1 protein-coding gene is annotated in these 393 nt (G+C 68.7%); it reads right to left on the bottom strand.

Annotated elements, in window-relative coordinates; translation table 11 throughout:
- On the bottom strand, nt 1-393 hold a 393-nt coding region (locus tag JWH17_RS23400; RefSeq protein ID WP_205225112.1), incomplete at both ends, for an MFS transporter.

The raw sequence follows: 393 nt of genomic DNA, 5'->3' as shown, positions 1-393 counted from the left end.
GTGCCGGAGTTGCCCGCGCCGGCGATGCCCATGGCCTTGCCCTGGTGTTGCGGCGGGTACCATTGCGATGCGAGCGGCAGGGCCACGGCGAAGGATGACCCGGCGAAGCCGAGGAACAACCCCAGCAGCAGTGCCTGCGCATAGCTGTTCACGCCCAGCAGCCAGGCGGCCGCCAGGGCGGCGATGACGATGACCTGGGCGAGGATGCCGGCGCTCTTCGGCGACCAGCGATCGGCCAGCAGGCCGAGCAGGAAGCGCAGTACGGCGCCGGCGAGGATCGGCGTGGCGACCATCATCGCGCGCTGTTGGGTGCTCAGTTGCAGGTCGCCGGCAATCTGCACCCCCAGCGGGCCGAGCACGTACCAGACCATGAAGCTCAGGTCGAAATAGAGA

It is taken from the genome of Desulfogranum marinum (assembly GCF_016918565.1).
GTDB classification, from domain to species: Bacteria; Desulfobacterota; Desulfobulbia; order Desulfobulbales; family Desulfobulbaceae; genus Desulfogranum; species Desulfogranum marinum.
This window is presented reverse-complemented; position numbering and strand designations above follow the sequence as displayed.